We start from the raw sequence: 16,275 nt of genomic DNA on the forward strand, positions 1-16,275 counted from the left end.
TCGCTGGAATGCATCACGGCGACAAGTATCTGCTTGCCGTCATCGCATATCACGCGCAGCCGGTAGAAGAGCTCGGCGGGATCGATCTCTGAAATATCGCAGAAGAGGTATCCGGCGCGCGTGTCGTCGCAGTCGCTGCCGAATTGGTAMGTGAGCGGGAGCGTCCGGCCGTCCCGCAGGACAAGCAGGCCTTTCCCGGTGTGCATCGCCCGCCTCCCACCTCAACGGCGCCGGCCTCCCGACGTCGTCCCCACGGGGTCAACAACCCAGCAGTACGCGCCTGTTGCCGGGCCGCGRCAAGTCGCATTTCGTSTTCCACTGAGCGGGTAGCTGATCGACACGGAACCCTTCCGGTTCCATCCCGTTTCTATTCTGCCGCTTTCGAGCGCCGATGATTTCCCTCAAAGGCGATTCTGGTCCCCTCTCGAAGCGGCAGGGGGGGCCGTCCAGGCCSGCTYCCTGATTTCGGCCCCGCTGGCTTCGGCTGGCGGGGCCTTTTGCGTTTGACCCGAAGTCGTGCTGATCATCCTCGTAGTGAAGCGGCGTGCAGCCGGCTTGTTGGGCGGCGCGATAACGGTCAAGTGGTTGCTTTCACCGTAGGTGATGGACATCCAACGACGAAACCTGAAGGCGGCTTTACGGTTCTCGATCTCAATCGGCCGCATCGCCCTGTTCACGTGTATCGCGTGGCGCATAGCCGTATTTCCTTTTGAAGGCCCGGCTGAATGTCGAGTAATCGGTGAAACCGACATCGAAAGCAATCTGCTGAATTGCCACGTGGGCATCCGAGGACAACAGTCGCCGGCGCGCCTCGGCGAGCCGGTAATCGGCCAGAAACTTGGCCACTCCCCCAAACGGTTCAAACATTCGGTACAAGCGGGAGCGAGAAACGCCGAGCGCTTCGCCTAGCTTGTCTGGTCCGAATCTCGATGCCCCGATATTCGATCGGGCGAGATCGCGCGCTCGATCGAGCAATAGCCGATCCAAGGGGCGCTCCGCGCGCGTGATTCGATCCTTCGTTGGCGCGAGGCTCGCCAGAATTAGATCCCTTGTCGCTTGCTCTATTAAGGGAAGAGAGGCAGCGGGAATTGTAGGGAACATGCGCTCCAGTGCTATGAGGTAATCCGCGAAAAGACCGAGCATGCCATTTCGTTCAATTCCTTGGGGCAGTGCTTCAAACTCGCGCGTATGGCGCCGAAACGAATCCCGCGAAAGATACAAAGTCAGGACTTCGCCATCTCGCCCGACACCCTCGAATGCGCTGGTTAAAGATCGAAACTGCACGGGGCGCTCGGCTTTCTCAGGCACAACCACGACTAACCAATCATCGAGCCGCGTTGGTGAGAAGTGCTTCCAATGACGCAAAAGCCCCTCTGGCATTGCTGCCCGTGTCAGCCTCAGGCCCAGGGAAATATGCCATGTTGTATGATCGGCCGGAAACGGCGCCTGCACCCCATCGCCTAAAGAAATGTCGAACGTGTTGCGATACAGTTGGCGCCATCCGTCCATCTGATCGCGAATAGGCAGGTGCCGGGTAGTATAAAATTCTCTCGCAGAATTACTGATTTGATTGCTAGCCATCAATATCCTCCGCTAGCCAACTATCTCGCAATATTCGGTCTATTCCTATGAGGCCCGCGGGACAAGGCACCGCCGACTGCAAAAGGAGAACCAGCGGCTATTGCGGGAATTGAACCGCCGGCCGGCTTTACAGCACCGCCATCCATCGACGAAACTATCCGGCTTGCTCGCGTGGAGGACGGAAGTGAAGACCAAACGCCTGTCAGCCCGGGTCGTGGCGGCCTACGTCGCCAAAAATCGCATCCCCAGCTCGCAACTCCCTGCGCTGATCCAATCAGTTCATCAGGTGCTGCTGAGGATCGGTCAAGGATAGGCTTCGGGGCTGTTGAGCAATTCGGCTTTGGTGCTTCCCTGTTGAAGCTTGGCCCGGTTCCGCTCGCGCGGGGCCGGGCTTTTGCATTTTGGACTGCGCTAGGCCGCGTTTCGAAGCTGGATTTCAGAGAAGTGCTCGAGCTCATCGAGCAGGGGCTGGAGGCCCAAGTGAACCCCGCCACCGCCATGGCGGGGTTTGCTGTTTTGGGTGAACGCCGACATTTGCCCATCGTTCATCATTTGCAGCCAAGCTCTTGAAGCGCCTTCGATGCGGCGTGGCGCCGAGCTGCCGTCTTTCCCCTCCCATGGCGTGTGTGGCTCGGCGTCTTTTCCGAAATCTACTCGGCGACAGCGGCGGAGATTTCTTCCTCGAGCTCGACGACAATGCGCCGAAAAGCATCAGCCAGAGCGTCTGCACTCGGCCCCAGTCGTTGAGTCCAGTGGAGGTAGGCGCGTGTCGCTCGCTCGTAATCACCGTAGACTTCGAAAATCCATTCGTCCGCGGCGTTCTCAAGTTCGCGTCGCCGCTGAGGCAACCGGCAAATCAGTCGGGCTAGTCCAGATTTTTGCTCTTGCGTCATGGCGAGGAGCGTCGATGGCCAGGTCAAGCTAATCTGAAAAGACAATTGGCAGATATCGTCTTTGAGTGACCCAGCCCTTCGCCTTTAGCGCCGCATAGCGGTCGATCTCAGCACGGAGATGCGCGACGGCCGGCAGATGCTCTGCCAGTCCGTCGGTACGGAGAAAGAGTGGTGTGTGAAGGATCAGGGCGATCAATCCTGACCTCCTAGGAACCGATTTCGGCGGGGAACGCGCTGAGCCTCCGCACGTTCGATTAGTCTCGAACGCGAGGAGCACACAATGGACCACTCCAGCCATATCCGTCTCGCCAGCAGCGAGTTGACCGCGGTTATCCTCGAAGGGGCAACGATCTACGGGCCGGGCGATGAAAAGATCGGCTCCGTGTCACATCTCCACGGGAGCCAGGTCGTGATCGATGTTGGCGGCTTCCTTGGCATTGGCGCCAAGCCCGTCGTGGTACCTATCAGCGATCTCGAGTTCATGCGCGACGAAGATGGCAACGTCCATGCCGTCACCACCTGGACCAAGGAGCAGTGCCTGAGCATATCGACCGCTAAGGTCGTTGAGACAGGATGACGCGTGCGGGCTTGTTTCCTGCCTCACTCTCCCCGCGCCTTGGCTGTGGCCATCGTATCGCGGAAATCTGACTAAGGCTCTCGCGTCTATTCAAGGAGCTGGGTCAGGCTCGCGGCCGGCGAGGACGGCTTCGACAGCCCACTCTCCCGCGGGAGTAAGTATCCAACCGAGTTCGCCGGGCCGGTCCAGATCGCGGCGGCGCTCGATGAAGCGACGAAGCTCTAGGTGTTCTGCAGTACCTAGGCTGATCCTCTAATGTCTTTGAAGCCGACCTGCTCTCCCGCTTTCACGCCTTCGAACTGGCTTAGGCAGTAACGCTCTCGTTTCGATAGCGGGCTTTTCGGCAGATCGGCCTTCCACTGTTCTTGTGCCGCAGCGTAACGCCGCGCCATCTCAGCATAGTCGTCGGCGGGGGGCGGGGCTTGATCGCTGCGCCCGGCCTTGTCTCTCTTCCCGAAGACACGCGCGACGCCCTCCATAAACGGGTCTGGCTGTGTGGGCTCCTGATTGAGGCCCGCAAGCTTCCCTTCCAAAGAGGGCCAGTGCCAGCGGACGATCTGTCCTCGATCGATCTGCGGTCTAGGGATGAACCCCGCGCGCAGCCACGTGTCGAACGTGTCGACGCTGATCATGATCCTAGCCGCTGCGGTCTTTCTGTCGACGAAGATGGGTTCCACGCGAGTTCGTGTCATCCAGCAATCTCAATCTGGAAAACAGGGTCGGCCCGGTCTCGCTCAGGCGGGTCGGGCAAATTTCTCGTGGCGCGGCGTGTCAGATAGCTGTCACCGAAGAGCCAAGGGCAGCACCACAACCGCGGCTAGAACAAACACGATAGCCGCCCGGATCAAAACGCCGTGGATGCGGGCCCTTGCCGTGGATGTGTTCGCGGCCAACTGTGCACCTCGGCTCCTGCCATGCTGCAAGACCGGGGGCAGACAACGGAACCGCCTGTTGCGAACTACGTTGAATACGTGCACCAGAATTTCGTCCTCAGTTGTCTGCCGAACCGACCGACTGCGGTGGGAATTATGCGAGCAACGCTTCGGAGGACACTCATATGCCTCTCACGACAGCTCGGTAATCAGCCCCTTGGGTCTGGGAATTTTCGAACGTCAGAGAAGGCATTCCGGAAGCAATCGAGCGGGCCTTTCCGGTCGCCGAAGTCCACGAGTTGGAATTAAGAAAAACCCCAGTTGGTGACGGACGCTCGTCGGCGCGGGGGGCTTAACACAGAGCCTCGCCCCAGGCACCTCGACGTCGAGGGCGAACAACGAGCAGGCCCTAATCCAAGATACCGCTGAGGCGTCTCGCACCGAATAGGCCAAGCAGAACAATCCGGTTGCCCACTCGAGCGAGCCGGCAAAACTCGAGCAGCCATGCAAAGCCTGACGGGAGAAGCTGCGATGAAACACGATTTGACTCGACTGCCGAAGCTTCTGGATAAGGCCCATCGCACCTGTCGCGCAGTCATCGAGACCCCAAAGGGACGGCGAAGCAAATACGACTACGATCGGAAGACAGGCGTCTTCTCGTTGAAGAAATTGCTGCCTGAAGGTCAAAGTTTTCCACTCGATTTCGGGTTCATTCCCTCTACTCATTGCGACGATGGCGATCCGATGGATGTGATGATCCTCATGGATGAACCCGGCATCGTCGGCGGCGTGGTGGAGATCAGGGTACTTGGGGTTCTCGAGATCGAAGAGATTGAAAACGGTATCGTCGAGCGCAACGATCGCATCGTAGGGGTCGCGACAGAGTCGTATCTCTATGAAAATATTCGCAAACTGAGCGACATCGAATCGACCTTCATCAAGAATCTGGAATCTTTCTGGGAAAACAAGGCTCAGCTTGAGCATAAGCAATTGCGAGTTCTTGGAGTGAGAAAAGCAAAACGAGCCCTCGCGCTAATTCGCAAAGCGAGCCGGAAGCCAAGCGCGCGCCCGTAGCACGGCGCGCCCAACTCATGACAGCGCGGTCGGCCTCACGTCGGGAGGTCTGCTGCGCGCAGCCCGCAGCCCGGCGCGCCCTATACCTATGTGACGACGCCAGCGTTCCTGTCGCAGTTCGGTTTCGAGACCCTGCGCGATCTGCCGGATTTCGAGAGGCTCGAGGATGCCGGACTGCTTAGCAAGGACAGGCTGCTCGCTGGCGATATTCCGATTGCGTTTGGCAGCTTGGATACCGATCCGTCGCCGCCCGATCTCGGCGACGACGCGTGATAAATGGCGCAACGGCGCCTTGCGGCAAGATTACAAGGTTTGAAGTCGATCGGCTGAGGTTTTGCCGGACCGCTTATCCTGAACGAGCTCGTAGGAAACCTTCTGGCCGTCGCGAAGCTCACGCAGGCCCGCTCGCTCCACCGCGCTGATATGCACGAAGACGTCCTGTCCCCCTTCGTCGGGCTGGATAAAACCAAAGCCCTTGGTCGCGTTGAACCACTTCACGGTACCGGTCGCCATAGTCGCGTCTCCTGAAAACAGCGCAAGGGCCGTCATCATCAGCCGTGCTGACAGCCATCCCCAAAGCCTGAGCCGCTTAAACAGCTTGATCTTCGCCTCGGCCACTGTGAAGACGTCGGACATGTCGTCCAGATCCTGCAGGGTCCTCGGCTCCCCGCTTTGATCCACTCTGAGCATCTCTTCATGGCGCAAAAACCGCGCTGTCAGCTCGATCACGCTGGATTTTCCGGATCCCCACTCGCCGACTAGACCGATAACAAACCCGTCTCCGGATATTTGCAGCTGATCAATTGATCGAGCGAGAATACGGGCGAATTCCGAACGCCCCAGCATGTCATCAGCGGGATGGCTGATAGGCTTATCACTATACCGAATTTGGCTGAATCGGCGAAATTCAGTTCTGGGTCAGCTTATGGCCAGCGTCATCAAAGAAAAAGAGACACGTCGACGATTTACGACACATGTTCGTAGAGAACTTGCATCATGCGTTAGCCGGGTCTTGGCATAGGTTGTCCTTCCCCAGGGACCCAGCATCGAAATCCCTGTCTGATTAGCCGGTCCGAGGCGGCGCGCGCATAGTGTCGGCCAGCGCATCGACAAAGCTGGCCAAATCCGGTCGCGTTCAGGGAGATCGAGGCCGCAGCGGCGGCGCACCAACCAAGCCGCCCAACCTCGCGTCGATCGAGTATTTACCTGCTCCCGTAACGTATAGCAGGAAGAAACCACCCATGATGCTTACGTTTTTGTAGAAATTGATCATGTTCTCATAGTGGTCGACCGGCGTTGTCACGTTAACTTCGGCGTGGCGTGGAGCCGTGTAGATGGGCTGGCATGATCCTTCCGCTCATCAGCTACAAGCGCCATAGGTTCCCACCGGCGATCATCGCCCATGCGGTGTGGCTGTATTTCCGCTTTCCCCTGAGCCTTCGCCTGGTGGAGGAGATGCTGCTGGAGCGCGGTATCGTCGTCTCCTACGAGACGGTGCGGCGCTGGGCCCTGAAGTTCGGGCGGGATTACGCACGCCGGCTCCGGCGCAAGAGGCCGCGCCCGCGCGACATCTGGCATCTCGACGAGGTCTTGGTCACGATCGCCGGGAAGAAGCACTGGCTGTGGCGCGCAGTGGATCAGGACGGCTATATCCTCGATGAGATCGTCCAGACCCGGCGTGACACCAAGGCAGCGCGGCGACTGTTGATACGCCTTCTCAAGAAGCAAGGCTGCCCGCCCCGGCGCATGATCACGGACAAGCTCGGTTCCTATGCCGCCGCCCGGCGCCAGATCATGCCGGCGATCGAGCATCGCGCGCACAAGGGCCTCAACAACCGCGCCGAGAACTCACACGTGCCGCTCCGAAAGCGCGAGCGCATGATGCAAGGCTTTCGCTCCCCGGGAGGCCTGCAGCGGTTCGTCGCCGTCTTCTCCGCCGTCCGCAATCTGTTCGTCTCGCCCCGGTCCCGTCGCTCCGCCCTCGCCACCCATCGGCATCGTCTGCGCGCCATGGCGCACTGGAAAGCCGTCGCCGGCCTCACCGCCTGAACCTGCCACCAGGCCGAAGGCACCTCGTGGCGCCGGCCGACAGTTAACGTGACAACGCCGCCTTTCACCAGTCAAGTAAACGCGGATGGCGTCCCCGCTGCGGAGGGCGTCCGCCTGGAACTGCCGTTTATCTATGTCGGACTCAGATCGCCTTCGGTCATACCGCCGCAGCGCGCTACTCAAGGTCCCCTCCCGGGCAAAGAGCCTGAGTCCGCTTCTGGCGCTCGGCCGCCGATATCGTTCGATGATGCGCTACGGAGTGGCCTAAGGTTGTCCGCAACTCTAGCTCAAGCCATCAGTCTGGTCACTGCCGCCTCCCAGCCATCTAATCCGCCCCCTCGACCCGCATCGAGATAGAGCCGGGTCGGTCGAAGATCGAAGCCCCGCCCTTCACTTCGCCGAGGATGATGATACCGGGCTGAGGGACCTCGCCATCACGATAGTAGACGACGAAGTGGTCCGGGCCCCAAAGCCCGATCGTCCCGCTCTTGAAGGCGCGCTGCCGCGCTGCGGCGGGCAGACCCGACGGCAAGCTTCCCGTTTTTTCCTGACGAAGGTGGTCCGTCATCGGAATGGTCAGGGGCAGCATGCCAAGCAGCGCTTTGGTCGCGGCGTTATCGGCGAGCTCCGCCGTAACGGAGCCCCACTCCGACGAGATCTTGATGCGTTCCTGAGCCATTGCTGTTCCGATCGTTGCGAGGAGTATGGCGCCGGCGATCCGAGTGGCTTTGAGCGGCATTGTCCGATCCTCCGTAGTGATTGTCGTTCACCGAGCTCCCGCCGGTCCAGCGGCGGGAGCTCGGCCTGCGAGCCTTTGGCCGCCCACCGAGGGCGGCGGCCCCATCGCTTCGTGTCCGGTCGAGATTAGGCGAAGAGATGCCGGCCGAAGAAGCTGGCCAGCTTGTCGAACGGGATCACGTCGACCTTGTCGTAGAGATCGACGTGGCTGGCTCCCGGAATGATCATCAGTTCCTTCGGCTCCGCGGCCGCCGCATAGGCGATTTCGCTGAAGTAGCGCGAATGGGCTTTCTCGCCGTGGATCAGCAGAACCGGGCGCGGCGAGATCTCCTTGATGTAGGTCAGGAGCGGCATGTTCATGAACGAGAGCGGCGTCGTCCGGGTCCAGGAATTGCCCGAGTTGACCGCGCGCGGATGGTAGCCGCGCGGCGTCCGGTAATAGTCGTGGTAGTCGACCAGGAACTGCGCCTCGCCGCCTTTCAGATCATTGTAGGGCGGCTGGTAAGCCGGGGTTCCGTTCGCGGCGTCCACCCAGCGCTGCCGGCTCAGTTGCTCCAGCGTCTGCGTGCGCTGTTCAAGCGTCACGCTGTCGTTGTAGCCCTTCGACATGACGCGGGTCATGTCATACATGGTGCTGGCGACGACAGCCTTGACCCGCTTGTCCACGGCGACGGCGTTCAAGGCCATGCCGCCCCAGCCGCAAATGCCGATGACGCCGATCCGCTCGCGGTCGACCGACGGGTGAAGGCCGAGATAGTCGACGGCTGCGCTGAAATCCTCCGTGTTGATATCCGGCGAGGCGACGTTGCGGGGCTCGCCACCGCTTTCACCCGTGAAGGAGGCGTCGAAGGCCAGCGTGACGAATCCGCGCTCCGCCATCGTCTGCGCGTAGAGGCCTGACGACTGTTCCTTCACCGCTCCGAACGGCCCGCCAACGGCCAGCGCCGCCAGCCGCCGATCGCCTTGGCCCTGGGGCAAATAGAGATCACCCGCCAGGGTGATGCCGTATCGGTTCTTGAAGGTGACCTTCCGATGATCGACCTTCTCGCTCTTCGGGAAAATCTTGTCCCAGTCCGCTGCCATGCCTTGAGCCTTTGCTTTGGAGAGGTTGAAGAGTGATGCGGGTGCCAAGGCGGCAACGCCCGCACCGGTCAGCTTCATCAAGTCGCGACGGTCCAGTCGTGCGGACGACGCTGTGATCGTGTTGGAGGTGTCCATCGTTATCTCCCCGTTCTCTGTGACTATTCGGGCTTCAGCAGACGTTTTCCGTTGCCGATCAGCGCGATGCCGATGGCGGCCAGAGCGACGCTCCCCAGGAGGGTCGCGAAGATCGACAGGCCATCGAGCAGCATCCCGCCGACCACGGCCCCGAGCAGGATCGAGGCTTGGATCGCGGCCACCATCAGGCTTCCGGCGGCCTCCGGCGCATCGTCGACGTTCTGCGACATCCAGGTCATCCAGATCACCGGCATGGCGGTGTTCATCGCACCCCAGACAGCCAGGAAGAGGCCCACTGCGGCTACCGAGCCGCCGAGCAGCAGGAGACCAATCGTGCAGCCGCCCATCAGCAGCGCGGGCAGCTTCAGGAGAGGAGCGACGTTGCCATGCAGCAAGCGGCTGGAGCCCCAGGTTCCAACGAAGCCAGCGCAGCCGAGAACCAGCAGCAGGATCGACAGCGTCGTCACGTCGGCTCCCGTCACCTGTTCGAGGAACGGGCGCAGGTAGGTGAACATCGTGAAGGCCGAGCCCCAGGACAGCATCGACGCGATCAGGCCGCGCAGGAAATACGGGCGCTTCAGCAGGCCGAACATGGTCCGGAAATCCTGCGGCTGGCGCGCGGGCAGCGGCGGCAGGGCGATCACATGCCAGACGAGGTTGACGGCGACGATCGGCGTCAGCGCCCAGAACACCGCGCGCCAGCCGGACAGACCGCCGAGATAGCTGCCGACGGGCGCGGCGAAGGCTGCCGCGATCGCTTGCCCGCCATACATCAGGGCCAGCGCGCGAGGCACCTCGCTTTCAGGAACCAGGCGCATGATCACGGCCGTTGCAAGCGCCCAGAATCCACCGATGCAGATCCCGAGCAGGGCGCGACCGAGCATCAGCACCGCGAAGTTCGGGGCGGCCGCGACCAGGACCAGCGAGACCAGCATGAAGGCCGTCATCGCAACCAGGACCCATTTCCGGTTCAGCGTCCCGGCGGCCGTGGTGATGACCATGCTCGCCACCACCGCGAAGAGACCGCTGATCGAGATCGCTTGACCCGTCTGGCCCTCGGTCGCGCGCAACCCCTCGGCCATCGGCGTCAGCAGGCTGACCGGCATGAACTCGGAAGCGATCAGCATCGCCACGCAAAGCGCCATTGAGAGGACGGCGCCCCAGGCGGCGGTCGACTTGGTTCTTTCCTCAGATACGGCGATAGCCGCCATGTTGGGTCGCTCCTGCATCTGTTGATGCGGTGCAAAATAGCGGTTCAGGCTCGGAACGATTACTCGCCGAAATTGGAATGCACTGATCGATGCGATCGATTAATCTCGGCGCGCAGGCACCGAGGGTTCTCATGGACAAGACCGATCTCAACCAGCTCCGGTGGTTTCAGATCGTGGCCGAGGAGCACAGCTTCACCCGGGCGGCGGCGAAGATCGGCGTCGCGCAATCGACTCTCAGCTACGCGATCAAGCAGCTCGAAGATCGCATGGGCGTTCGCCTTCTGACCCGGACCACGCGCAATGTCGCGACCACGACCGCGGGCGAGCGTCTGCTCCAGACGATTGCGCCGCGGATCGCGGAGATAGAGGACGAGATCGCGGAGCTGACGGCGTTGCGCGACAAGCCGTCGGGCTCGGTCAGGCTGACACTATCCGACCATGCGCTTGAAAGCGTGGTCTGGCCGAAGCTCAGGCCGGTCCTGCGGGATTATCCCGACATCCACGTCGAACTCATCCTCGACAGCACCTTCCGCAACATCGTTGAGGAGGGTTTCGACGCAGGGGTCCGTCTGGGTGAGAGCGTCGAGAAGGACATGATCGCGGTCCGCATCGGCCGGGACTGGCGGCTGGTAGCAGTCGCTTCGCCCGGATATCTCGCTGCGCACGGAGTGCCGGACCATCCTCAGGACCTAGTCGGGCATGTCTGCATCAACATGCGCCACGAAACAGCCGGCGGGCTTTATGCTTGGGAGTTTGAAAAAGCCGGAAAGGAATTGCGTGTCCGGGTGAGCGGCCAGCTCACCTTCAACAACTCCTACGCCATGATCGATGCGGCGGTGAACGGCTATGGCATCGCCTACGTCCCCGACGACATAGTGGAGCGGCAGATCGCGTCGGGCGAACTGGTCCTGGTGCTGGACGACTGGTCGCCCTTTTTCGACGGCTATTTCCTTTACTATCCCAGCCGCCGCCAGAACCTTCCCGCCTTCAAGGTCGTTGTCGACGCTTTGCGCTACCGAAGCCAGGCAGGATCAGGACGGTCTTCCGGCCTGGGCTGAAAGTCCGCTTTCCGGCAGGCCTCGAATGTCCGGAGTTGGCGCGGAGCTGCCCCGCAGCTTCCGGGGCTCGAGGCGACCGCTATGGATCGGGGGCGGAAGCTCTCGACGAATGCTATTGTTCCGCGGTGATCCCGAATCTCTCCGCCGTGGAACTCAGCTTGTTGGACCTTCGAGAGGTCACGGGTTACGCGATTTCCTGCGCGCTCCCCGCGTTGGAGATCTTCGAGCACGCCTACTCGAACGATAAACGACCGCGTCTGGCTATTGAGGCGGCGGCGGAGTTTGTGGACGGCGCAAAACGGAGCGCTGCGCTGCGCAATAGCGCTTGGGGAGCCCAGCGCGCAGCTAACCGAGCCCGACAAGATGGACTGTTGGCGGCTACAAGTGCGGCCAGGGGCGCGATGGCCGCCGCGGGCGCGGCGTTTCTCCATCCTTTGCCGATGTCGACGCAGGTGAAGCATATCCTGGGTGCCGCCTCATATGCCGCACACGCATTCGAGATGTCGTCTGGCGGAAATCCGGCGGCCGGATTTGAGGCGATCCGCACCGCCTGTACCTTGGCATCACCCGCGACCATTACCGTACTGCGACGCTACCCCGCACCACCACCCGGCGGCGGCAGGGTTGGAGAGCTGATACGTGAGCTGGATCGGCTACTCCGGGAGCGATAGTAGGCAGGTCCGAACTGGGTCGAAAGGGCTCACCTAATCCGGTCCGGTACGTCCGCTTCCGGGCGAAACTTCAATGTCCGAATGTGGCGCAACATGCCTAATCGGCTGTTGCGCAGTCCCTATGGGCAGGTGCCACCCGACCGCTGCAGACGCTGGCGCAGCGGCACTTAGGCGGCGTCGGGCATGCGGGCTAGCAGCTTGTCGAGCGTGATTGGGTAATCGCGCACGCGCACACCGGTCGCGTTGTAGATGGCGTTCGCAACCGCCGCCCCAACCCCGCAAATGCCGAGTTCGCCAACGCCCTTGGCCTTCATCGGCGAGGACATCGGATCGGTCTCGTCCAGGAACACGACCTCCTGATGCGGGATATCGGCATGCACCGGTACCTCGTAGCCGGCGAGGTCATGGTTCACGAAAAATCCGCGGCGCTTGTCGACCGCCAGTTCCTCCATCAGCGCCGCGCCAGCACCCATCGACATCGCGCCGATAACCTGGCTGCGCGCCGTCTTCGGATTGAGAATGCGCCCGGCTGCGCAGACGGCGAGCATCCGCCGGATGCGCGTCTCGGCCGTTGCCACATCCACGCCGACCTCGACGAAATGGGCACCGAAAGTCGACTGCTGGTGGGTCTCGTCGAGATCCCCGTATTCGATCGTATCCTCCCCGGTCAGCGGCACGCCCTCGGCCGCGCTTGCCAGAGGCAGGCTGCGGTTGCCGGCTCTGACCTCGCCATCGGCGAACACCGCCTCGTCCGAATTGACCCCGAGCTTCCGCGCCACGGCCTCGCGCAGTTTGACGCAGGCCGCGTAGACGCCTGCCGTCGAGCTGTTGCCACCCCATTGACCACCGGATCCGGCCGAAACAGGAAAGGCTGAGTCGCCGAGCTTCACGACAACCTTGTCCAGCTCGACACCCAGCATCTCCGCGGCGGTCTGGCCGATGATGGTGTAGCTGCCGGTCCCAATATCAGTCATATCGGTCTCGACCGTGACGACGCCCCCAGCGTCGAGGCTGACCCGCGCTCCGGATTTCATCACCAGATTGTTGCGGAAAGCGGCCGCGACACCGAAGCCAACCAGCCAGTTGCCCTCGCGCATCTGCCCCGGGCGCGGGGGGCGGCGCGACCAACCGAAGCGCTCGGCCCCGATCCCCAAGCACTCGTCGAGCCGCCGCATCGAGAAGGGTCGCTCCGGCTTCTCGGGATCGACCTGCGTCTCGTTGAGCAGGCGGAAGGCGATCGGATCCAGCGCCAGCTTCTCGGCCATCTCGTCCATCGCCGTTTCCAGCGCCATCAGGCCCGGAGCCTCGCCCGGAGCGCGCATGGCATTGCCTTCAGGCAGGTCCAACTCGGCAAGGCGCATCGCCGTCATCCGGTTGGCACCGGCATAGAGCAGCCGCGTCTGCTGCACCGCGAGCTCCGGCCCACCTCCCTTAAGGTCACCCGACCAGCTCTCATGGCCAATCGCGGTGAGCTTTCCCTCCTTCGTCGCACCCAACCTGATCCGCTGAATCGTGGCCGGTCGATGGGTCGTGTTGTTGATTATCAACGGACGCGTCAGGGCCACCTTGACCGGCCGCTTGGCGAGGCGCGCTCCGAGTGCCGCCAGCAGCGCGTCGGCGCGCAGGAAAAGCTTGCCGCCGAAGCCGCCGCCGATGAAGGGCGACACGATGCGGATGTTCTCCTTCGGAATGCCTAGCATCGTCGCCATGTCGGTGACGCCCCAGGCAACCATCTGGTTGGAGGTCCATAGCGTTAGCTTCTCGCCTTCCCAGGCAGCGAGCGTGGCATGCGGCTCCATCATCGCATGGCTCTCATCAGGCGTCGTATAGGTCTCGTCGAGCTTCACCCCCGCCCTCGCGAAAGCCCCCGCGAAATCCCCCACATGGGTGTCGTCGAGGCTGGGATCGTCGCCCTCGGGCTTGGCAGCTTTATCTTTTGCAGCCTTGAGATCGAAGGCGCCTTTGGCGGCCGCATAGTCGATCTTGATCAGGCAGGCCGCAGCGCGGGCCTGCTCGAAGCTCTCGGCCACGACCAGCGCGACGGCCTGATGATAATGTTCCACCTCCGGCCCCGCCAGAAGGCGGGCCGTGTTGCGCTTGCCTTTCTTCAGGTTGCCCGCCTCTTTCGCCGTCACGATAGCGAGCACGCCCGGCGCCTTGCGCGCGGCCTCGTAGTCGATCGAAGCGATCCGGCCCTTGGCGATGCCGGCGCCCACGACATAGCCATAGGCCTGGTTCGGAACGACATCGTGCTGCTCATAGGCATAGCGCGCCGTGCCGGTGACCTTGCGCGGACCGTCGATCCGGTCATACGGCCGGCCGACCACCTGCTGTCGGTCGATCGGGTTGTCAGTTGCGGGCTTGTCGAATTTCATAAGTTCAGCCCCTCGCCTGAGCCAGCACCGCGCCGAGCGTGCGCTCGACCAGCGGCAGTTTGAATGCGTTGTCATGGGTCGGCCTTGCATCGGCCAGAAGCGCGTCCGTCGCCGCTTTCGCCCCGCGGCTGATCTCGGCCTCGGCCTCTCCGACACGCCAGGGTTTGGGCGCGACACCGCCAAGCGCGATCCGCACACTGCCGTCGCGCTGTACGATCGCCGCGACAGAGATCAGCGCGAAAGCGTAGGAGGCCCGGTCGCGCACCTTGCGATAGATCTGCGTGCCGCCAACGGGCTTCGGCAGCTTTACCGCCGTGATGAGTTCGCCCTTATCCAGAATAGTTTCGAGATTGGGGGCCTTGCCCGGCAGACGGTGCAGTTCCGCGACCGGGATGGAACGCGTCGATCGATCCGCCTTGACCGTCTCGACGGTGGCGTCGAGCACCCGCATCGCGACGGCCATGTCGGAGGGATGCGTCGCGATGCACGCATCACTGACGCCGACGACGGCAAGTTGGCGCGAGAACCCACCGATCGCCGAGCAGCCGCTGCCCGGCTGGCGTTTGTTGCAGGGCTGCGCCGTGTCGTAGAAATAAGGGCAGCGCGTCCGCTGCAGCAGGTTGCCGGCGGTCGTCGCGCGATTGCGCAACTGGCCGGATGCGCCTGCCAGCAAAGCCCGCGACAGCACGGCGTAATCGCGCCGCACCCGGTCATCGGCCGCCAGAGCGGTGTTGCGCACCAGCGCGCCGATACGCAAACCGCCTTCCGAGGTCGGCTCGATCTTGTCCAGGCCGAGCCCGTTAACATCGATCAGATGCGCGGGCGTCTCGATCTGCAGCTTCATCAAGTCGAGCAGATTTGTGCCGCCGGCAATGAACTTCGCTGCCGGGTGCTTGGCAGCAGCCGCTGCGGCATCGGCGGGCGAAGCCGCGTTCTCGTAGGAAAAAGCTCTCACGCGCGCCTCCCGGCGACTTCGATCATCGCCTCGACGATGTTGGAATAGGCGCCGCAGCGGCAGATGTTGCCGCTCATGCGCTCGCGGATCTCGGCTTCGGTGACAGCCATCGCGCCGGTGAGATCGGCGCTCACATGGCTCGGGATGCCGGCCTTGATCTCGTCGAGCACGGCAACGCCTGAGCAGATCTGCCCAGGGGTGCAGTAGCCGCATTGGAAGCCGTCATGCTTCACGAACGCCGCCTGCATCGGGTGCAGGTCGTCGACGCCGCCCAGTCCTTCGATGGTCGTGACCTCGGCTCCAGGGTTCATGATCGCCAGCGTCAGGCAGGAATTGATCCGCTGCCCATCGACCAGCACAGTGCAAGCGCCGCATTGACCGTGGTCGCAGCCCTTCTTGGTGCCCGTTAGGTGAAGATGCTCGCGCAGCGCATCCAGCAGCGTCGTGCGCGTATCAAGTTCAAGCTGGTGGCTTTGTCCATTTACGCTAAACGAGACCTCGCTCAGCACTGGTTTTCCGCTCGGCGCCGGCTGCGCCCGCGTGCCCGTCGCCGTGGCGGGAAAGGCGGCACAAGCGCCAGCGACAACCATCAAGTCACGCCGTTTCATGTCCAGTTCTCCGGGAGTTGGCATATCAGCCTCTGATTTTGGCAAACCGCGGCCAAGGCTGGCCTCCCGCACGCCGCGTCGCGAAAGAGAACAACCGAAAGAGCGACTAGTTCATTATCGTTCTAAGATGTTCCGCTCACGTGATCGTCAGGTCGCTGGGTCTGTAGCGCTGCTCGGGCGCCGATCGCGGTCCGGCTTCCTACCCAGCCCAAGAGTGCCGTGGGGTCTCCAGCAGCGATGTCAGCATCGTCGGCCGCGATGGTAACACAGACGAGACCAACGCAGCTGAAGGCGCAGGCATCGGCGGCGCGCGGGCAAGCTCGCCGGCCTCCGCATGCTGGCCATCCCTGGCATCGGCCTCGTCGTCGCCGCGGACTGGCTTGCCTCGACCACCA

At 62.3% G+C, this 16,275-nt stretch carries 17 protein-coding genes and 2 pseudogenes; 7 read left to right on the forward strand and 12 right to left on the reverse strand.

Annotated elements, in window-relative coordinates; genetic code table 11:
- Together AC1DNE_RS25455 and AC1DNE_RS25460 are read right to left on the reverse strand one after the other, a co-directional pair.
- Positions 1–206 (reverse strand): hypothetical protein (locus AC1DNE_RS25455; protein ID WP_441473985.1); only part of this gene is annotated, 206 nt, incomplete at its 3' end.
- Positions 207–651: 445 nt separating this feature from the next.
- Positions 652–1,581, reverse strand: coding sequence for a helix-turn-helix transcriptional regulator (locus AC1DNE_RS25460; protein WP_441473603.1), 930 nt, complete (start codon positions 1,579–1,581; stop codon positions 652–654).
- 184 nt (positions 1,582–1,765) lie between these two features.
- Between AC1DNE_RS25460 and AC1DNE_RS25465 the strand changes: the two genes are divergently transcribed.
- Complete coding sequence (locus AC1DNE_RS25465; RefSeq protein WP_441473602.1) at positions 1,766–1,894, forward strand: MucR family transcriptional regulator; 129 nt, start codon at positions 1,766–1,768, stop codon at positions 1,892–1,894.
- A 608-nt stretch (positions 1,895–2,502) separates the two neighbouring features.
- Here AC1DNE_RS25465 and AC1DNE_RS25470 read toward each other — a convergent pair.
- Positions 2,503–2,670, reverse strand: a complete 168-nt coding sequence (locus tag AC1DNE_RS25470; RefSeq protein WP_441473601.1) for a hypothetical protein — start codon at positions 2,668–2,670, stop codon at positions 2,503–2,505.
- Positions 2,671–2,754: 84 nt separating this feature from the next.
- Here AC1DNE_RS25470 and AC1DNE_RS25475 point away from each other — a divergent pair, with 84 nt between their 5' ends.
- Entirely contained in the window at positions 2,755–3,051 is a 297-nt protein-coding gene (locus AC1DNE_RS25475) for a PRC-barrel domain containing protein (protein ID WP_476766480.1), read from the forward strand.
- Positions 3,052–3,290: 239 nt separating this feature from the next.
- Here the strand turns inward: AC1DNE_RS25475 and AC1DNE_RS25480 are convergent, their stop codons facing one another.
- On the reverse strand, positions 3,291–3,683 hold the full coding sequence (locus AC1DNE_RS25480; protein WP_441473599.1) for a hypothetical protein: 393 nt from the start codon (positions 3,681–3,683) through the stop codon (positions 3,291–3,293).
- Between the two features lie 744 nt (positions 3,684–4,427).
- On the opposite strand from AC1DNE_RS25480, the gene AC1DNE_RS25485 reads away from it, so the two are divergent.
- Complete coding sequence (locus AC1DNE_RS25485) at positions 4,428–4,997, forward strand: inorganic diphosphatase (RefSeq protein ID WP_441473598.1); 570 nt, start codon at positions 4,428–4,430, stop codon at positions 4,995–4,997.
- Positions 4,998–5,045: 48 nt separating this feature from the next.
- Positions 5,046–5,270, forward strand: a pseudogene (locus AC1DNE_RS25490) (SMC-Scp complex subunit ScpB); the annotation flags it as partial.
- 30 nt (positions 5,271–5,300) lie between these two features.
- Here the strand turns inward: AC1DNE_RS25490 and AC1DNE_RS25495 are convergent.
- Complete coding sequence (locus tag AC1DNE_RS25495) at positions 5,301–5,510, reverse strand: cold-shock protein (RefSeq protein WP_441473609.1); 210 nt, start codon at positions 5,508–5,510, stop codon at positions 5,301–5,303.
- A gap of 132 nt (positions 5,511–5,642) precedes the next feature.
- Positions 5,643–5,843: pseudogene (locus AC1DNE_RS25500) on the reverse strand (P-loop NTPase fold protein); the annotation flags it as partial.
- 498 nt (positions 5,844–6,341) lie between these two features.
- Between AC1DNE_RS25500 and AC1DNE_RS25505 the strand changes: the two are divergent.
- Entirely contained in the window at positions 6,342–7,046 is a 705-nt protein-coding gene (locus AC1DNE_RS25505) for an IS6 family transposase (RefSeq protein WP_441473597.1), read from the forward strand.
- Positions 7,047–7,371: 325 nt separating this feature from the next.
- Here AC1DNE_RS25505 and AC1DNE_RS25510 read toward each other — a convergent pair whose 3' ends face one another.
- The 3 genes from AC1DNE_RS25510 to AC1DNE_RS25520 form a co-directional block, all read right to left on the reverse strand.
- On the reverse strand, positions 7,372–7,785 hold the full coding sequence (locus tag AC1DNE_RS25510) for a cyclophilin-like fold protein (protein WP_441473596.1): 414 nt from the start codon (positions 7,783–7,785) through the stop codon (positions 7,372–7,374).
- Positions 7,786–7,910: 125 nt separating this feature from the next.
- The gene (locus AC1DNE_RS25515) at positions 7,911–9,002 is read right to left on the reverse strand and encodes an alpha/beta hydrolase (RefSeq protein ID WP_441473595.1); all 1,092 of its coding nucleotides are present in this window, start codon (positions 9,000–9,002) and stop codon (positions 7,911–7,913) included.
- A 23-nt stretch (positions 9,003–9,025) separates the two neighbouring features.
- A complete protein-coding gene (locus AC1DNE_RS25520) occupies positions 9,026–10,213 on the reverse strand; it encodes an MFS transporter (protein WP_441473594.1) in 1,188 nt (395 codons plus the stop codon).
- 131 nt (positions 10,214–10,344) lie between these two features.
- Between AC1DNE_RS25520 and AC1DNE_RS25525 the strand changes: the two genes are divergently transcribed.
- Both AC1DNE_RS25525 and AC1DNE_RS25530 read left to right on the forward strand, forming a co-directional pair.
- On the forward strand, positions 10,345–11,271 hold the full coding sequence (locus tag AC1DNE_RS25525; protein ID WP_441473593.1) for a LysR family transcriptional regulator: 927 nt from the start codon (positions 10,345–10,347) through the stop codon (positions 11,269–11,271).
- Between the two features lie 146 nt (positions 11,272–11,417).
- Complete coding sequence (locus AC1DNE_RS25530) at positions 11,418–11,942, forward strand: putative immunity protein (RefSeq protein WP_476766483.1); 525 nt, start codon at positions 11,418–11,420, stop codon at positions 11,940–11,942.
- 167 nt (positions 11,943–12,109) lie between these two features.
- On the opposite strand, the gene paoC is transcribed toward AC1DNE_RS25530, so the two are convergent.
- The 3 genes from paoC to paoA are packed head-to-tail and all read right to left on the reverse strand — an operon-like array spanning position 12,110 to position 15,904.
- On the reverse strand, positions 12,110–14,317 hold the full coding sequence (paoC, locus tag AC1DNE_RS25535) for an aldehyde oxidoreductase molybdenum-binding subunit PaoC (protein ID WP_441473591.1): 2,208 nt from the start codon (positions 14,315–14,317) through the stop codon (positions 12,110–12,112).
- 4 nt (positions 14,318–14,321) lie between these two features.
- Entirely contained in the window at positions 14,322–15,272 is a 951-nt protein-coding gene (locus AC1DNE_RS25540) for an FAD binding domain-containing protein (protein ID WP_441473590.1), read from the reverse strand.
- Complete coding sequence (gene paoA, locus AC1DNE_RS25545; protein ID WP_441473608.1) at positions 15,269–15,904, reverse strand: aldehyde dehydrogenase iron-sulfur subunit PaoA; 636 nt, start codon at positions 15,902–15,904, stop codon at positions 15,269–15,271. Before paoA ends, AC1DNE_RS25540 begins: the two co-directional genes overlap by 4 nt.
- Positions 15,905–16,275: the final 371 nt, after the last annotated feature.

This window comes from Allobosea sp. 05L423, from assembly GCF_056397745.1.

Excerpts from the sequence above, each read along its gene's own strand:
- AC1DNE_RS25460 (WP_441473603.1), bottom strand. The coding sequence starts at position 1,581 with ATGGCTAGCAATCAAATCAGTAATTCTGCGAGAGAATTTTATACTACC.
- AC1DNE_RS25475 (WP_476766480.1), top strand. The coding sequence starts at position 2,755 with ATGGACCACTCCAGCCATATCCGTCTCGCCAGCAGCGAGTTGACCGCG.
- AC1DNE_RS25480 (WP_441473599.1), bottom strand. The coding sequence starts at position 3,683 with ATGATCAGCGTCGACACGTTCGACACGTGGCTGCGCGCGGGGTTCATC.
- AC1DNE_RS25485 (WP_441473598.1), top strand. The coding sequence starts at position 4,428 with ATGCAAAGCCTGACGGGAGAAGCTGCGATGAAACACGATTTGACTCGA.
- AC1DNE_RS25495 (WP_441473609.1), bottom strand. The coding sequence starts at position 5,510 with ATGGCGACCGGTACCGTGAAGTGGTTCAACGCGACCAAGGGCTTTGGT.
- AC1DNE_RS25505 (WP_441473597.1), top strand. The coding sequence starts at position 6,342 with ATGATCCTTCCGCTCATCAGCTACAAGCGCCATAGGTTCCCACCGGCG.
- AC1DNE_RS25510 (WP_441473596.1), bottom strand. The coding sequence starts at position 7,785 with ATGCCGCTCAAAGCCACTCGGATCGCCGGCGCCATACTCCTCGCAACG.
- AC1DNE_RS25515 (WP_441473595.1), bottom strand. The coding sequence starts at position 9,002 with ATGGACACCTCCAACACGATCACAGCGTCGTCCGCACGACTGGACCGT.
- AC1DNE_RS25520 (WP_441473594.1), bottom strand. The coding sequence starts at position 10,213 with ATGGCGGCTATCGCCGTATCTGAGGAAAGAACCAAGTCGACCGCCGCC.
- AC1DNE_RS25525 (WP_441473593.1), top strand. The coding sequence starts at position 10,345 with ATGGACAAGACCGATCTCAACCAGCTCCGGTGGTTTCAGATCGTGGCC.
- paoC (WP_441473591.1), bottom strand. The coding sequence starts at position 14,317 with ATGAAATTCGACAAGCCCGCAACTGACAACCCGATCGACCGACAGCAG.
- paoA (WP_441473608.1), bottom strand. The coding sequence starts at position 15,904 with ATGCCAACTCCCGGAGAACTGGACATGAAACGGCGTGACTTGATGGTT.